The 741-nt window shown below is 61.4% G+C and carries 1 protein-coding gene; it reads right to left on the bottom strand.

Annotated elements, in window-relative coordinates; translation table 11 throughout:
• Positions 1–132: 132 nt before the first annotated feature.
• On the bottom strand, positions 133–741 hold a 609-nt coding region (locus tag AWB68_RS45760), incomplete at its 5' end, for a zinc-binding dehydrogenase (protein WP_087650525.1).

The raw sequence follows: 741 nt of genomic DNA, 5'->3' as shown, positions 1-741 counted from the left end.
CGATGCAGCACCTCGAAGGTCGTGACGTCGACTGGCTCGTTCAGGTTGACCCCTTGCACCTGCGCGCCAACCGAACCCGTGAGCGGCGTGATCTGGATAGCCATGAATGTCTCCTTTTCGTATGCTTGAAATTTAGTCTATGGTAAGAACAATCTTGCCGATGTGCTGGTCGAGGATCATGTATGCATGCGCTTCGCCAATCGCGTCCATCGGGAAAGTGCGGTCAATCGGCAGGTGGATGCGCCCGGCACCGAGATGCGGCAAGAGGTCGCGGGCGCACGCCTGGATGCACTCGAGCCGCTCCTCCTCAGTACGGGTGCGGAAGGTCACGCCAATCAGCTTCAGGCGCTTGAGCCAGAGTTGGCCCAGGTCAATCTGCGCCGTCGCCGAACCCAGGCGCGCGATATTAACCAGCCGCCCTTTGATCGCGAGACTTTGCATGTTCGCCTCGAAGACCGGGCCGCCCACGGTGTCAATGATGAGATCGACCCCACGCTTGTCGGTCGCGGCCATCACGACATCGACCTGTGATTGGCGCGATGAATCGATACCTACGTCAACGCCGAACTGCGTCAGCCGGTCGAGCTTCGCTGCCGAGCGCGACTGCGCGATCACGGGTTTCGCCCCCAGCAGCGATGCGATCTGAATAGCCGCCATGGCAACGCCACCCGACGCGCCATTGATCAGCACCGACTCGCCGGCGCACAACTGGCCATTGGTCACCACGGCATCGTGGGCGGT

Origin of the sequence: Caballeronia choica (assembly GCF_001544535.1) — a bacterium.
Lineage (GTDB): Bacteria > Pseudomonadota > Gammaproteobacteria > Burkholderiales > Burkholderiaceae > Caballeronia > Caballeronia choica.
Note: the sequence above shows the minus strand (reverse complement) of the source record. Positions and strands in the feature narration are given on the sequence as shown.